Source organism: Paenibacillus sp. J2TS4 (assembly GCF_018403245.1).
Lineage (GTDB): Bacteria > Bacillota > Bacilli > Paenibacillales > NBRC-103111 > Paenibacillus_L.
Genome location: NZ_BOSH01000010.1, coordinates 55,391 through 70,116 on the forward strand (window position 1 = coordinate 55,391; position 14,726 = coordinate 70,116).

General features: G+C 49.8%; 15 protein-coding genes and 1 pseudogene. 7 read left to right on the forward strand and 9 right to left on the reverse strand.

Annotated features, from left to right (window positions below; all coding sequences use genetic code 11):
- Positions 1 to 168 precede the first annotated feature (168 nt).
- On the forward strand, positions 169 to 1,314 hold the full coding sequence (locus tag KJS69_RS19840) for a conserved virulence factor C family protein (RefSeq protein ID WP_213585536.1): 1,146 nt from the start codon (positions 169 to 171) through the stop codon (positions 1,312 to 1,314).
- 36 nt (positions 1,315 to 1,350) lie between these two features.
- On the opposite strand, the gene KJS69_RS19845 is transcribed toward KJS69_RS19840, so the two are convergent.
- The 6 genes from KJS69_RS19845 to KJS69_RS19870 all read right to left on the reverse strand — a co-directional run bounded on the left by KJS69_RS19845 (position 1,351) and on the right by KJS69_RS19870 (position 7,915).
- A complete protein-coding gene (locus KJS69_RS19845) occupies positions 1,351 to 2,811 on the reverse strand; it encodes a nicotinate phosphoribosyltransferase (RefSeq protein WP_213585537.1) in 1,461 nt (486 codons plus the stop codon).
- Positions 2,812 to 2,827: 16 nt separating this feature from the next.
- The gene (locus KJS69_RS19850) at positions 2,828 to 3,385 is read right to left on the reverse strand and encodes a cysteine hydrolase family protein (RefSeq protein ID WP_213585538.1); all 558 of its coding nucleotides are present in this window, start codon (positions 3,383 to 3,385) and stop codon (positions 2,828 to 2,830) included.
- A complete protein-coding gene (locus tag KJS69_RS19855; RefSeq protein ID WP_213585539.1) occupies positions 3,382 to 5,016 on the reverse strand; it encodes a PH domain-containing protein in 1,635 nt (544 codons plus the stop codon). The genes KJS69_RS19850 and KJS69_RS19855 overlap by 4 nt, the downstream gene beginning before the upstream one ends.
- Positions 5,003 to 5,482, reverse strand: a complete 480-nt coding sequence (locus tag KJS69_RS19860) for a PH domain-containing protein (protein WP_213585540.1) — start codon at positions 5,480 to 5,482, stop codon at positions 5,003 to 5,005. Before KJS69_RS19860 ends, KJS69_RS19855 begins: the two co-directional genes overlap by 14 nt.
- 185 nt (positions 5,483 to 5,667) lie before the next feature.
- Positions 5,668 to 6,741 carry a Gfo/Idh/MocA family protein gene (locus tag KJS69_RS19865; protein WP_213585541.1) on the reverse strand — a complete coding sequence of 358 codons (1,074 nt, stop codon included), beginning with the start codon at positions 6,739 to 6,741 and terminating at the stop codon, positions 5,668 to 5,670.
- 148 nt (positions 6,742 to 6,889) lie between these two features.
- Positions 6,890 to 7,915, reverse strand: a complete 1,026-nt coding sequence (locus KJS69_RS19870; RefSeq protein ID WP_213585542.1) for a Gfo/Idh/MocA family protein — start codon at positions 7,913 to 7,915, stop codon at positions 6,890 to 6,892.
- Positions 7,916 to 8,150: 235 nt separating this feature from the next.
- Here KJS69_RS19870 and KJS69_RS19875 point away from each other — a divergent pair, with 235 nt between their 5' ends.
- Complete coding sequence (locus KJS69_RS19875; protein ID WP_213585543.1) at positions 8,151 to 8,348, forward strand: hypothetical protein; 198 nt, start codon at positions 8,151 to 8,153, stop codon at positions 8,346 to 8,348.
- Between the two features lie 235 nt (positions 8,349 to 8,583).
- Here the strand turns inward: KJS69_RS19875 and KJS69_RS19880 are convergent, their stop codons facing one another.
- Entirely contained in the window at positions 8,584 to 9,297 is a 714-nt protein-coding gene (locus KJS69_RS19880; RefSeq protein ID WP_213585544.1) for a GntR family transcriptional regulator, read from the reverse strand.
- 337 nt (positions 9,298 to 9,634) lie between these two features.
- On the opposite strand from KJS69_RS19880, the gene KJS69_RS19885 reads away from it, so the two are divergent.
- Both KJS69_RS19885 and KJS69_RS19890 read left to right on the forward strand, forming a co-directional pair.
- Entirely contained in the window at positions 9,635 to 10,333 is a 699-nt protein-coding gene (locus KJS69_RS19885) for an ArsR/SmtB family transcription factor (RefSeq protein WP_249730634.1), read from the forward strand.
- 25 nt (positions 10,334 to 10,358) lie between these two features.
- Positions 10,359 to 10,619 carry a hypothetical protein gene (locus tag KJS69_RS19890; protein WP_213585546.1) on the forward strand — a complete coding sequence of 87 codons (261 nt, stop codon included), beginning with the start codon at positions 10,359 to 10,361 and terminating at the stop codon, positions 10,617 to 10,619.
- A gap of 55 nt (positions 10,620 to 10,674) precedes the next feature.
- Here KJS69_RS19890 and KJS69_RS19895 read toward each other — a convergent pair whose 3' ends face one another.
- Positions 10,675 to 10,983: a hypothetical protein gene (locus KJS69_RS19895; protein WP_213585547.1), complete on the reverse strand. Its 309-nt coding sequence runs from the start codon at positions 10,981 to 10,983 to the stop codon at positions 10,675 to 10,677.
- A 128-nt stretch (positions 10,984 to 11,111) separates the two neighbouring features.
- Here KJS69_RS19895 and KJS69_RS30295 point away from each other — a divergent pair.
- Together KJS69_RS30295 and KJS69_RS30035 are read left to right on the forward strand one after the other, a co-directional pair.
- Positions 11,112 to 11,723: pseudogene (locus tag KJS69_RS30295) on the forward strand (DUF2207 domain-containing protein); the annotation flags it as partial.
- A gap of 485 nt (positions 11,724 to 12,208) precedes the next feature.
- Positions 12,209 to 13,039, forward strand: a complete 831-nt coding sequence (locus tag KJS69_RS30035; RefSeq protein ID WP_283777478.1) for a DUF2207 domain-containing protein — start codon at positions 12,209 to 12,211, stop codon at positions 13,037 to 13,039.
- 157 nt (positions 13,040 to 13,196) lie between these two features.
- On the opposite strand, the gene KJS69_RS19910 is transcribed toward KJS69_RS30035, so the two are convergent.
- Positions 13,197 to 13,868 (reverse strand): helix-turn-helix domain-containing protein, encoded by a 672-nt coding sequence (locus tag KJS69_RS19910; RefSeq protein ID WP_213585550.1) that lies wholly within the window; start codon positions 13,866 to 13,868, stop codon positions 13,197 to 13,199.
- 255 nt (positions 13,869 to 14,123) lie between these two features.
- Here KJS69_RS19910 and KJS69_RS19915 point away from each other — a divergent pair, with 255 nt between their 5' ends.
- Positions 14,124 to 14,372 (forward strand): hypothetical protein, encoded by a 249-nt coding sequence (locus KJS69_RS19915; protein ID WP_213585551.1) that lies wholly within the window; start codon positions 14,124 to 14,126, stop codon positions 14,370 to 14,372.
- Positions 14,373 to 14,726 lie beyond the last annotated feature (354 nt).

Here is a 14,726-nt window from a genome sequence, read left to right on the forward strand (position 1 = left end):
CGGTTCGTACACCCATTGACCCCTGATCCAATTCGCACAGATTACCTATCTTATATAGTAGATATTTTCAAAAATTTAACTGAATTTAGCTTCCTATTCGGGTAATCTGGCGAAAATATGGTATCATTTAATAATGAATACCCATTGGATGCAAGGAGGTAACCTTTGATGAGAATCATTTCCATAGAACCTACTCCAAGTCCTAATTCGATGAAAATCAATTTGGATGAAAAGCTTCCCGACGGCATCCGCAAGGAATATACCGCCGCCGATAAATCCAAGGCTCCCGAGGTGCTGCGGCAGCTGCTGGACATTGAAGGAGTCACCGGCCTGTACCACGCCTCCGACTTTCTTGCCATAGACCGCCATCCGCGAGGAGACTGGCAGCGCATCCTTGCCCAGGCGAGAGAAATTATCGGAGAGAGCGACCAAGCGGCCGCCAGCCCCTTGGCCGAAGCCGTATCCGCCGATGAGGCAGCTCCTGCTTATGGCGAAGTCAAGGTGCTGGTGCAGTCGTTCCGCGGAATCCCGATGCAAATTCGCGTAAGCAGCGGCACAGAGGAGCAGCGGGCTGCGCTTCCCGAACGGTTCTCCCAGGCGGCGATGACTGCCGGACTCGCTTCACCCAATTTAATTAAAGAACGTAAATTGGAGGAGCAGGGCGTTCGCTACGGAGAGCTTAAGGACGTTCTCGAAGAAATCGTCCGGGAATATGACGCGGCGTATGATTCGGAGCGGCTGCAAGCCTTGATCGAGCAAGCCGTCCAGCAAGCGCCGGGAGATACGGTAACGGAAGAAGCCGCCTCTCTGGACGAGCTGGCATCGGCTATGAACAGCGAGGATTGGCGAATCCGTTACGCCGCACTGGAACGAATCGAGCCGACCGAAGAAGCGATTCCCCAGCTAGCCCGCGTATTGGATGACCCTCAAATGTCGATCCGCCGCCTGGCTACCGTATACCTCGGCGATATTGGAGGCCCGGAAGTTATGCCTCTCTTGTTCAAGGCATTGAAGGACGCCACCGTGGCCGTCCGCAGAACGGCGGGCGATACTCTGTCGGACTTGGGTGATCCAGCCGCTATCGGTCCGATGGCGGAAGCGTTGCAGGATCGGAACAAGCTCGTCCGCTGGCGCGCTGCCCGCTTCCTCTACGAAACCGGAGACGATACCGCCTTGCCCGCTTTGAAGGCAGCCAAGGACGACCCGGAATTCGAGGTGAGCATGCAGATCCATCTGGCCATTGAACGAATCGAGGGCGGAGAAGCCGCTCTCGGTTCCGTCTGGCAGCAGATGACCAATCGCTCCCGCGAATAATGTTACTCTCAGGACCGGTTAACAGCCGGTCCTGAATCATTCAGGAGGCTGTTTCCCGGCCAGATGCTTGTCTATCAGCTCCATCTTCATATCCCATAATTTCCGGCTTAATGAAACTGGATACAGCTCCGGATTAAGCTTCCGTAAATATTCCGGCCAGAATAATCTCAATTGCTCTTTATGATGCTTGCGGATTTGTCCCAGGTCGGGAAGAGAGTATACCTGTTCTCCTTCTATGTATATCGGTTTAAGCATGGGCACCGCATCATAGTTGGACACGGTCTTGCGGATGAACGTATGGGTCGGATTGAACAGTTTAACATCCTTCCCCTGCTGAACCTCGTCTTCCTCCTGCAATGCAATATAGTCTCCATCCGCCTTGCCTGTTGAGCGATTAATGATCCGATATACTTCTTTAATGCCGGGAGTCGTGATTTTCTCGGGATTGCCGGATATTTTAATGGCGGGTATATACTCTCCATCCACTTCTCGGGCCACCAGCTTGTAAACCCCGCCAAGCGAAGGCTGGTCTCCGGCAGTAATCAGCTGGGTTCCCACACCCCATGAGTCTATTTGGGCCCCTTGCGCCTTAAGGTTAAAAATCGTATTCTCATCCAAGTCATTGGATGCAGTAATTTTGACCTCCTGCAAGCCTGCCTCATCCAGCATCTTGCGCGCCCGTATAGACAGGTAGGCCAGATCTCCGCTATCCAACCGGATGCCTAACAGCCGCTTTCCCTGTTCCTTCAGCTTAAGGCCAATCTTGATGGCGTTAGGCACCCCGCTTTTAAGTGTGTCGTACGTATCTACAAGAAGGATAACCTGCTGCGGCAAGGCGGCGGCAAATCGTTCAAACGCGTCTTCCTCGGAGGGATGGCTCTGTACCCAGGCGTGGGCATGCGTCCCTTTCGTCGGAATTCCGAACTTCATCCCGGCCAGCATGTTGGACGTTCCGTCAAAACCAGCCACATAGGCTGCCCGCGCTCCCCAAACGGCGGCATCGGCCTCCTGGGCTCTCCGGGTCCCGAACTCCAGCAATTGATCCGCTCCCGCCACCTGCTTGATTCTTGCCGCTTTCGTCGCCAACAGCGTCTGATAATTCATGAAGTTAAGCAGCGCCGTCTCAATAAGCTGGGCTTCGAATATTCTGGCCTCGACTCTCATGAGAGGCTCGTTCGGGAAGACCAAGGATCCCTCTTCCATAGAATATAAATTGCCGGTGAAGCGGAAGGCTCTCAGCTCGTCCAGAAAACGCGGATCATAGCTCTCCTCCTGCTCGGCCAAATATTGGATCGAAGCTTCGTCGAACTTCAGTTCATTCAAATAATTAACGATTCTCTCCAATCCGGCAAACACGGCGAATCCATTGCCGAAAGGCAGCTTGCGAAAATAAGCGTCAAACACCGTTTTGTTATTATGGCTTCCATTATACCAGTGGGCATACATCATGTTGATTTGATATTTGTCCGTATGCAGAGACATATTTGCAGAATCCAAAGCGTCCTAAATCCCCCTATTCATTGATTACCGATCCGTCATTTACAATTTTGGCTCCCAAGGTAGCTTTAAAATGGGAGAGCGCCCAAGCATGCCCCGCCGGATTGAAACTGGCTACCGCATCCTGATGGATGACGATTTGAAACCCTTTATTATAAGCTTCCACCGCAGTATGCAGCACGCAAATATCCGTACATACTCCAACGAGATGAACTTCCTTAATCCCGCGTTCGCGCAGCTTTTCCTCCAGATCGGTTCCGTGAAAAGAACTATATCTTGTTTTATCCATCCAGTAAATACGATCTTGGTATTTCTCATACACTTCCTTCAGTTGCCCGTACAGCTCTCGCCCGCTGGTTCCCCTTATGTTATGAGGAGGAAATAGAAGAGTCTCCGGATGATCCGGATCATTCTCCTCATGCAAATCGACCGCCATGACTACAAAATCGCCCCGTTCTGCGAACTCCCTCGTCAGGCCGGCCATTCTCTCTTCTATAGCAATGGCGGGTTCTCCGCAGGGCAGCTTCCCTTCGACAAAATCAAAAGTATAATCGATCACAATTAAAGCCTTCATTGCTCCTCCTCCTTCTCTAATGGCGGATGGCCGGGCCCGTCATTCCACCTGCGATACCAGGCAAGAATAGACAGTCCATCCTCCGCCGGCATTCCTTTAATGGCAAGCTCGCTTCCCCCTCCGCCAGAGGCGACTGTCGCCTTAGCCGTGCAGAGCCCTTTTCTCAATTGCAGAGGGTGACGGCTGATGCTGTACGACTGAATCCGTCTTCTCGGAATTATAGCCGTTACCCGGCTAATTCTCCGAAAGCGGAAGATAAGCTGGTCCCGTTCCACAAGCCAGCCGGCCGACCTGTGCTTCCACCAGCCCAGCAGCAAAAATACGGCAACGAGCAGCCAGCCAACCGCCCCCCAAGGAGTAAAATAACTAACGAGCAAAGTAACGATCGCCAGGAATACAGGTGCCGGCAGCAAGTACCCCGGCATAGCTTTAACGGGTACGGGGGTGTAGGAGCGGGTTTCATCCCGTACGAATGCGGGCGTGAATTGCTCTAGAAAAGGCTGGATTTCACTCCGCCGCAGCAAAGGAAACAATAAGGTGGATTCTCCCTTTTCGTTGCCGTATCCAACACTCTCCACATGCACGGCTGCCAAGCCAAACGGCTGCCAAATCGGCTCTTCCACAATGAGGATGGCCTGAATCCGTCTCAGCGGAAGGGTCACTCTCTTGATTTCCAGAAGCCCCCGCTCGATAAGCAGCTCCTCGCCTTTTCTTGTAATGGTAAAATTCGCAAACCGGAGCATGGCAGACAGAATGGCGACCAAGGCCGCTGCCAATATAATCCCAAGCAGAAGTACGACTATAAGTTTCCAACCCAATTGAACAATATTGTTTGTTGGAATCCAATTCGGAAAGAACTCCGTAATCTGTGTAGCTCCTGCAAAAATAAGAGAAAACGCCACCCCCAGGCTTCCTGAGGTTAATCCGGCAATAAACAATTGGCCAAAGGGAAGCTTGCGCGTCGGATAAGGTTTAGGCATGGATTCAGGCTTTAGCGGATGGTCAGCGGATAAGATGGAAGAAGGCTGCCCGCTTCTGCTTGCCGCTATATTATCCGGATAAGCCGGCTTCTGACCCTCCATCGCCTCTGGATGCCCTACTCCCGGCTCATCCGTTCGCCGGAAGTTGAGTGAATCAACCTTCCCGTCTTCCGGGACAGCTTGCGCCTTAGCGGTCGGTGCCCCCCGCAGCTCTTCCTGGAGCCGGGCCGCCGCTTCTTTCGTGACTGCGGCAAGAACCGCTTCGGGCTTGCTGCCTCCGGCAGTTTGAACCTGTACACGGACTAATCCGAACAGTCTGTGAAGCACACCTTCCGTCAAGTCGATGCTTTGAATCCGCTCGAACGGGATATACTGCCTCTTCTTAAAGAAGACACCTTGATAAACGAACAATTTGCCGTCTTCCGTTCCATAACGAAAAACAGCCCACGACCATACCCCCGAAACAACAGCCAGAACAAGGAAGACCGCTCCGAACAGAATCCTGTAATAATACTCCCCGGAGGTGCCCTGCCCCCTAAAAATCTGGGTCACGAAAATGATCAGAATAGGCAGCAGAAAATCTTTAACCGTACGCAGAGCCAACAGTACCGCAGCCACCGGATGAAGACGCTTGGCCTCATACATCTTCATGAGAAACCCTCGCTAGTTCGGCAATCCGGTCTCTAACCTGATCGGCTATTTCACCCGCCAACGCAGGAATTTCGTGGCTGCCTGCAGCGGTGGAGAAGGTAACCGTAGAAAGCCCGAATTTGCGCATGATGGGGCCCTGACTCGTATCTACGTGCTGCACCCTGACCATCGGGATGATCGTCCGGGTACGGAATACAATTCCTCTTTGCAGATCGATCTCCTCATCCCGGATTTCATAGCGCCAGCGGTGCCAGCTCCATTTGGGAACAATGAGTACAAACCATACGATGCCCAGCAAGATCAGCCCCCACACCAGAGCGGAAATCCAATAAGGCCAATCGAATTTCAAGGTTAAAAACAACAGAACTCCACCAGCCGCGGCCATCAGGATGGAAATAATCGCGCCTTCCCAACGCCAAACGGTTAGAGCGCGGTCGTCAATTCTATGACTGGGTTCCGGACGCATGAGACATCTCCTTAGCAGAGACTGGTTCAGCCTCAGCCTCTCTATTGATAGCGAGGGGTGCCAGGATGGTCTTGGGAACCAAGAACCCCCAGCACTCCCTCGCGGACTTAAACTATTTCGTACATTCCACTATTTATATTGTAACGCATAATGAAGCAGGATAACCATAAAAGTGAATTATGTGCCTATTCTACCTTAACGGCTTTATTCTGGGCAATTAGACAAAGCTCGGCGGCCTTGAAGGCATGTTTCTGAGTCATCGCCTCCTCCGTGCCGTTCAAGCAATCGAGAATAAGCTTCCCAAAATAAGGGAATCCGATTTGTCCGCGCACCGAAAAACGCTGCTCCCCTTCCTGGTTGAACAAATAAACATGATCTCCCTGAGGATCTCTGGCTACATCGATATATTTCCGCAGCTCAATCGTCCCGTCGGTACCGAGGATGATCGTTCTCCCGTCCCCCCACACTCCGAGCCCGTCCGGGGTAAACCAGTCTACCCTGAAGTAGTTGGTCGCCCCGTTATCGCCAATCAGAGTGGCATCCCCAAAGTCTTCCAGCTCGGGGTATTCCTTATTATTATAATTAGCCACCTTGCTGCTAACCACCTCGGCGTCCTTCACTCCCGCAAAGGTCAAAAATTGCTCAATCTGGTGGCTGCCGATATCGCACAGGATGCCTCCATACTGCTCTTTCTTGAAGAACCAGTCCGGACGGGACGGCGCGTTCAATCGATGAGGTCCGAGGCCGATCACCTGCAGAACGCGGCCTATTCTTCCTTCCCGGATAAGTTGCTCGGCGTACACAGAGCTTTCTACATGCAGCCTTTCACTGTAGTAAACCGCATATTTCCGACCCGTCTCCTGAACCTTCGCTTTGGCCAGCTCCAGTTGATCCAGTGTCGTAAATGGCGCTTTATCCGTAAAGTAATCTTTGCCATGGTCCATTACCCGCAGCCCGAGAGCGCATCGCTCCGACGGGATTTTGGCTCCGGCCACCAGCCGGATAGCCGGATCATTCAAAATCTGCTCCTCACTATCGGCAATCTGCACTTGCGGATAACGTTTTTGAAAATTGGCGCATTTCGCCGGATCAGGGTCGTACACCCATTTCAGCTCGGCCCCCGCCTCTAACAGACCGTTGCACATCCCAAAGATGTGTCCGTGATCGAGTCCGATGGCAGCAATCGGAAACTCTCCTTTTCCAACTACCGCGTTCGCCTTTCCTGTTGGCGCATAATTCATTCCATCTTTTTTCTGCATCCTGTTCTTCAGCCCCTCTTCCCGAACTTTAATGAATTCATATTTTATAGTGTAATGAAATATTGAAAATTTGGCAAAGTTAACCGGGACCCCCGAGGGGTATAATCCTCGTTTCAATTAACCTGTATTGGTTGTCACTAAAGCTATCCTATCTTTCCAAAGGCAAATTCGGGGTCCGGTCTATTTTTGCAACATTCGCATCGGTTACAAGTGAAGCACGGGTGGCTGCCAAAATATCATCATGGGTTAAGACAGATGAATGCCCTTCGATCCGATTAATAAAATCCTCGGAAATCGGAAGCGTCGGAAGAAGCGGCTCCTCCCGGGTATACGGCTTCCCATTCCCAACCGACAAGAACAATTCCGATGCGGAATCTATTAGCGGGTCTCCCTCCAGCCGGAGTTCCGCCGTTCCTTTCGTCCCCGTGGCATAGATCCGACAATCTCCCCAAGTCCAGCTGGATTCAGGATAGTGCCAATCTGCATATAAAGAAGCGGTTACATAATTGTCCATTCCTACCTGCACGCTGATCGCATCATAAAATTCCGGGTACTGCGGCAGCATGCTCTTGGTCATATAGCCATGAACGTCCTTAACTTCCGCATCCGCGAGCCAACGAAGCAAATCAAAGTCGTGGACCAGCAGATCGACGGCAATCCCTCCGCTGTGATGATAGGTAAAGAACCAATCCGGCCGGGTGGCCGGCTTTAATCGATGGGGCTTGCGGAACGACAGACTTACCAGTTCCCCCAACCTTCCCTTGCGAATTTGCTCTTTAAGAGTAGCGATGGCCGGACGAAACCGTTCCGTCAGCAGCATGCCCACCTGAATTTTGCCCCTTGCAATAACGTTCTCCAAGCGAACCAAATCGGCTTTATTAGTCACTGCGGGTTTATCCACCATCACATGCTTGCCATGCTGCTCGCAAAGCTCAATCACGTCGATTTTCTCACTGTACACTCCTCCGCATCCAACTATATCCACCCCGGGAGACAGCATCTGTTCCTTGTCCTCAAACATAGGGACATTAAATTGTCTAGCTACTGAATTAGCCAAGTATTGCGGCTCTGAATCGTAAATTCCAGCACAGGTATGACCGAGATCCAGCATTTCGTTAATAAAAATATTCATGTGCGGATGCTGACAACCAATGATCGAAAAGGTATAAGCCATCGACGATTCCTCCCTGCAAGGAATAATGGTTATTCTACTTGAAGTTTACCATACCCCCTACCATTGTTCACCATTAGTTATCCGGTGTATGAAGCCTATTGTCAGACAATGTTGCTTTCCACAGGAATAACTTCCCATAAATTTCTCAACAAAAAAGTTGTTTCAATGCTCTAATCACGGGTTATATATTTCAAGGCACATCATAAGGCCTAACAGGATAAGGAGGAGAAAGCAAGTGAAGAGAACCGGAATATTCTTGTTGTCGGTAGTGATGTCCGTAATGTTGGTATTAACCGCATGCGGGGACGGAGGCGGGGATTCTCCCGGAATGGCTCCCGAAAATGGAACTACAGGTTCCGGCACAGGAGGGCTTGACAGCGGAGGCTCTGACGGCGGATTGAAGGAAGAACCCCCTGCGGGTGGAGACAGCTAATTGAAACCGCTAATCGAAAATAAGTGTAAAACTCCTATTGAAGAAGAGTATTTCGAGATGAGCAGGCCGTTTTAGAAGCTTTTCTTATCGTCCGTCTTTTCTTGTCGTCAATATTAGTATTTAGGAAGCAGAAGCTATAAATTTGTATAAACAAAAGAGGCACCTTATTGCAAGGTGCCCTTATTTATGGGAGGACGATAGTCAAATGGGGTGACGCGGAGCTGTAACAGTTCTTCTAAAACCAAATTTCTCCGGTACTCTTGGGATATCTGAAAAAGTCGGAGTGCTGTTGAATGAGCTCGTCGTTCTCAATGATAAGGTATCGAAGGTGTTCCTTCATTTCTTCTTTTGCGCTCTGATGATCGGCTTCACGGATGAACCCCATTATACGGGTATGCTGACGAATAATAGCCTCCCAATCAAAGTAAACCGTCAGCAGCAGTAATCGGATTCTTTTGTAATGAGCGTGATTTTGTTGGATAAAGGCCCAGGTCCGCTGTTTGCCGCATTTGCTGAACAGAAGATGATGGAATTGCTCATCCAGCTCATGAAGCTTGGCGTATTCCTTCTTATCGTTATACTGTTTCTGATGTTCAATCAGAGCCTCCATCTCGAAGAGATCCTCTTCCGTAAAGGATCCGCAAGCGGCTTCGACCACAGCCACCTCCAGTACTTCCCTTAAAAATCGCGCCTCCTTCACCTGCTCCAAATCGATTAGCGAAACAAAAGAACCTTTTTGCGGATAAATATCAATCAAGCCTTCCTCCGATAATTGGATGAATGCTTCGCGGACGGGAGTCCGGCTCAGCTCTAGTTTATCTGACATATCGGTCTCGGATATGGACATTCCCGGTTCCAGAGATAAATTCAAAATATTGTGCTTAATAATGTGATAGGCATAATCGCGGCTAGACTCTGATCCCCTCTTAAATAATGTCATCCGGTCCATAAGCTAAGCACCCTCCAGTAGTTATTTCATTTCCGGCTTCCGGATTGCTCTGATACATTTGCTTCCAATCTTCACAACCTTCACTTGTGAGCTGTTCAGCAATCTATATTGTCACCCCATTACTTCCTCCACTTTTTGTAATTTTACCACGGATTAGTAATATAAATAATCTTTCCCATCTCCTTTTTCCAGGAAAATTTCAGTTTGATCCCTTTCCGTTTCTCATTAAACCCCTTATATTTCCAAATGACCTATTTACAAAAAATACCGTCATGTTTTATAATACGAGTAAATAAATTTGACCGAGTGATTATATAAGGATGTGTGATGTAATTTGATGAATTTGAAGATGCTTCCGTACTTAGTTATTAATCAATTCGATCAGCTCAAAGCTTTAAGCGATCCGTTCCGTACCCAAATTGTCATGCTCTTGATAGAAAAATCCTATACCGGACAACAGCTGGCTCAGCATCTGGAAATTCCCCGTTCCAAAATTCACTATCATCTCAACGAATTGGAAAAAAACGAATTAATTCGGGTCAGTCGTACCGAGGTGAAAAACGGAATTATTCAAAAGTTTTACCGTTCCGTGGCTAGAGGCTTTATCCCCTCCCCCGACCTTCTTCCCCATACGGTAGAAGTGAGTGATTACTACAGGGAGCATTTAATCTCTACATTGAATCGCGCCAAATTACGGGCCCTTTCCGCTCCACAGCGCGCTTTTCAATTCACTTCTCCAGACAGGGACTCCTGGCCTCGAACGACACTCCAGGCCGAGGTCAGAGTAACTGAAGAGAAGTTCGTAGAATGGCTCCGTAAATTCAAGAAGTTAGTGGCCGAACTGGCAGAGATGGACGATTCCGATCAGGGCAATTGGTACTACGTGACCACCGCCGCTTTTGAAGTTGAAGAGCCTTGGTTTGATTCGGTTGACGAAGAAGAAATCCATCCCCCCTCCGAAGGGAAAAGCGGGGACAACAAAGCTGCAGAAAATAGTGGAGAGGGCAAGCATTCGGAGAATGAACCGGGGCTATAATTCCCGGATAACAAAGGAGGTTGGAATGATGTTTATCGATTATTGGGCGAAAGAAAAGTTGGCGGAGGAAAGACAACGCGAAACCGAGAGAGGGGCTCGCTACCTTTGGAAGGAAATAACGGAACCCGTTTCCACTCCCTCCTTCCTTCTCGGGCCGCGCTACCAAGCTCTTCAACAAAAAGCGGTGGAGGTGCTGGAAGACATGCTGAATAATGATAATCCGGATACCCGGCTTCGCGCTGCGGAGATAATCTTGCGGAACGCTCCTGCCAAAGCCGGGGGATAAGAATCGGCCTTGGAGTACAACGTGCACACGGTATGGTCCATGATGGACATATTATTCACTGTTCAGGAGGCTTCAGGCCAAGTCCTCTAATTTGATTCAACCCGGCCGACCGTCCGCGCGGCCCGAGCAGCAAAAAGATCCCGAGCGGCAATTGGGCCGTACCTTCCACCCCGGTCTCTAACCAGCTTCTTACCATTCCCTCTGTCATAACATCGCTAAAGGCAAGCAACTGAGCTGGCAACGCGATCAGTGGGGGCAGCGCCGTTACAATAAGAACCAATCCGACCACCGTGAATGCTGCTGCTGCTGTTTGCAGTTTGGCCAGCTCAGGACCGGTCTCAGCATTTTTCTCTTCATCGGTCATTCCTTACTGGTTGTGAACTACTCACCGAGTCTTCTCGTCCTAGCTAAGATAAATTGGCCTGGATTCCGTGATCCTGGCTGCGGGAGTTCTAGAGCTCAAAGGCTGAAATCGGATTAGGAAGTGATACAATGGTCAAAAAATTATACATTCTATGCTTTCTATTTCTCATTACTCTATTGGCCGGATGTGAAGAAGACCGATCCTTTACAATCGAGCAGGTCAATATTCGGGCGCAGCTTATGGAAGACGGCGATCTTTATGTCGAAGAGCTGTATTCGTACCATTTTACAGGGGAATATAACGGGACGACCCGGGCGATCAGGACCAAAGGACATGACGGCGTGGAGTTTTTCGAAGCGTACTTGCCTCCTCCCCATACTAAGCTGGGGGATTTTACTTACCATGATGCCGAGCGATTGAAAGTGGAGCCGAGCGACAATACTTACCGGATTCATACCAGGTCCAAGGATGAAGTCAAGCAGGTTTACTACCGATATCGCCTGGATCATGCCGTATCGAAATATCGCGATACAGGCGAATTTTATTGGGCGTTCTTTGATTCAGATAACGAGACTGATTTAAATAACCTGTCTATTGAGATCGTACTGCCCCAAACGATCGATTCCGGGGGAGTAAATTATTATCTGCATGATAGAAGCGGAGGGCTTATTGCCAAGGTTTCCGACCGTTCCATCCATTACGAGACAGAACAGCTGCCAGCCGGACAAAAATCGGAGATTCACTTGTTATTTCCTGCCGAATGGCTGCCGGATTCCCCTTTAACGGCGGACGAGAACCGTAAGGTATCCGTTATTGCCCAGGAAGAGAAGCTGCAGGCGAGATACGCCCTCCGAGAGGAAAACCTGGCTCAAGCCGAGAAGCTCTCCAGCATAGCCTCCGGCCTTATTCTGCTGGCCATTCTTTACTTTGCCTTCCTGGCCCCCTACAAGCTGGCGGGCTTACACAGAGGACATATAACACGGGATGAATTGGAGGGTCTCGATCCTTTGTTCGTCGCTTATATGCACCGCAAAGGCAAGCTTAAGCAGAAGGATATTACCGCTGGCCTGTTTTCCTTATACCAGAAGGGCTGGCTGGAAATCAGCAAAATACCGGCCGCCATCCACTATCAGCAAGATCCGAAAGCGTCAAATTCACCTTTACCGGGGACCAGCGCCTGCTTAATGATTATGAGCGTGATTTCATCGGATGGCTGTGTAAAAATATTCCGGGCAGAAACCGTTCCTTCACTCTGGAATCTATCTCCGGGCCGACCAAGGAAGAGCGCAGCAATTCCAAGATCGTTGAAGACTACCGCAAAAGAAAGAAGCGGTTTGAAGCGAGATTCGAGGCATGGAAGCAGAGGGTGATGAATAATGAGCGGTTCTCTCCATTTTATAAGGATAACAAAGCGGTTGCCTGGGTTGTTCTGGCTCTAACCGCCTTCCTCACTGCTATGGCTCTATATCTGTATTATGCGGACGTAAGCTCGTGGACCCATTTCGGTTGGGCGGCAGTTTTCCTTGGAATATTTGCCATTCTGGCTGCTGCACTATGGCAATCCAAAGGGCCATTTATGATCTTCTGTATCGTCTGCTTCATTACCGTCGCCCAGATCACCTTCACCGATGCTGTATTTCTCTTCACAGGAGCGATCGTTCTGTCCATGATCGTCAGACTGCTGCTGCCACGGAGAGTGCCTACTGCGGAAGGTGCTCCGTATAAAGCAGCTATCGCCAGATGGAGAAAATCGCTGAAAAGGAAACGGTACCCGGCAGGCACGGAGCCTTCCCGCCTGGAAAGACTAATGCAATATGCCCTAATTCTTAATATATCCAAGCCATTTGCCCGACATCATACCCACCCCGAAAACTATAAGGAATTAGAAAGGGCGTTTCCTCTGATCGCCATCCCTAATTCTACGACCAGCTCCTTCAATTATACATATGATTCCTGGAGTACTTGGGGGAGTTCGGACAGTTCCGGAGGAGGAGGGGGAGGCGATTCTGGCGGAGGTGGCGGTTCCGGAGGCGGTGGAGGCGCAGGAGCTTTCTAGCTCAATACGTCTATGCCTTAGGTCCATTGCGTTACACGCTGGCGCCGCGTATCCGTCCCATATAACTGCAACAGCCGAGGCATTCCTGCAGCAGGAGCCTCGGCTGGTTTATTGACAGCCTCAGTTTAAATTATGCACCCAAGAAGCTTTCAGAGGATCAATCCTCTGCTTCGCTTGGCGCCCCCTTAATCTCCGACAGCCTTCTCAGCACCAGATGGACCGCAATAGCATCGTCCAAATACCCGAACGGAAATACATAATCCGGAATGATGTCCGTGGACAAAATAAAGTAAAGCAACCCGCTGCCCAGAACGGCCCGCTCCTCGGCAGAGACCTCCCCTTCACAGTACAGCCGATACATTTCGCTTAATTCATTAATAAAAGGTCCGGCCCCGCCGACCTGCTCCATCTTGGTGCGAAAATCGTTATGAATGATCTGCTGGCCTTCTTTCGTCCAGGCATATTGCTCATACTTACTCAATTCTTGCTCAATCCGTCCGACTGTAAATTGCTCGTCAAACCATTGGGAAGAAGCGAGCACCTCGTAAATGATAGCGACAATTTCGTCCATATCGGAAGAAGACTCCTCCTCCCGCTCTCCTGTAGGATAGCCGGCTGCCCGGAACAATTGCTCCGCAGGAACCTGCAGATGCTGAGACAGCCTGTGCAGATGATCCGGCTTGGGCTGCTGTTTGCCGTTGACAATTCTCGAGATGGTCGCCGTATGAATTCCCGTCTGCGCACTTAATTTGCGCATCGACAGGGAACGCTCCCGCAACAATGCCTTGATCAATGAACCAAGAGGCAGCTCCTTCGGATCGACGGACATCGCTCCTTCCCTCCCTATAACTTGTCTATACAGTCTACGAAACATCCGCGGAAGGTATGACAGAAAAACGAAAGAAAGGAATAGAAAAGCAGGAGATAGATTACCCGATTGCGAAAGGATAATCATAATCTGCGTAAAGGATAACTCTGGACTTGGGCCATGAGTGTAGTCTCGGCGTATCATTTTCAATAGAGGACGGTGCTGCCTAATGAGTGAGAAATCTATTATCGGTCAATTAAGTTGGAATTGGGTAAAATGGGAATCCACGTGACCGCCGTGGAACCCATCTATAGAGGACATCTGAATATCTTCCACGTCGAAGCGGCTGCCGCTTTGGCGGAAGGATATCGGTGCAGGCAACCTTGTCCCAGAGGAGAATTGCTGAGAGCTGTTCGTTATACCTGGGCGATCGAATCCTTCTGGTGGATCAAGCCGTCCCTCGATACTTTCTCTCAGGCTCCGGAACGTTTTGTCAGAGAAATGCTCTGGACCGCCGCTCAATGAGATACGCTGGAAGCCAAGCTGGGGTCAATTTAAGCCAGGGATAGAAATCAACCGCGATGCAATAAGTGTAGAAATCAGATTGTTGAAAAAGTCGTTTGTCTCCTTTACTCGGACACCTAGGGCATTCACGATAAAATAGATGCAATAAATCGGTTCACGGAACTTGTTATTCATTTGTACGATTATTCATACAAAAGCGGATCTTCGCGATATATATACAGCTGTTTGTACCATATTTCGTACAAATACGACCCCTTCGTGGAACTTGTGTGCCCATTTGTATGATTATTCATACAAAAGCGAAACCTTCGCGGCATACGCATGCCTGACTGTATCATATTTCGTACAAAACGG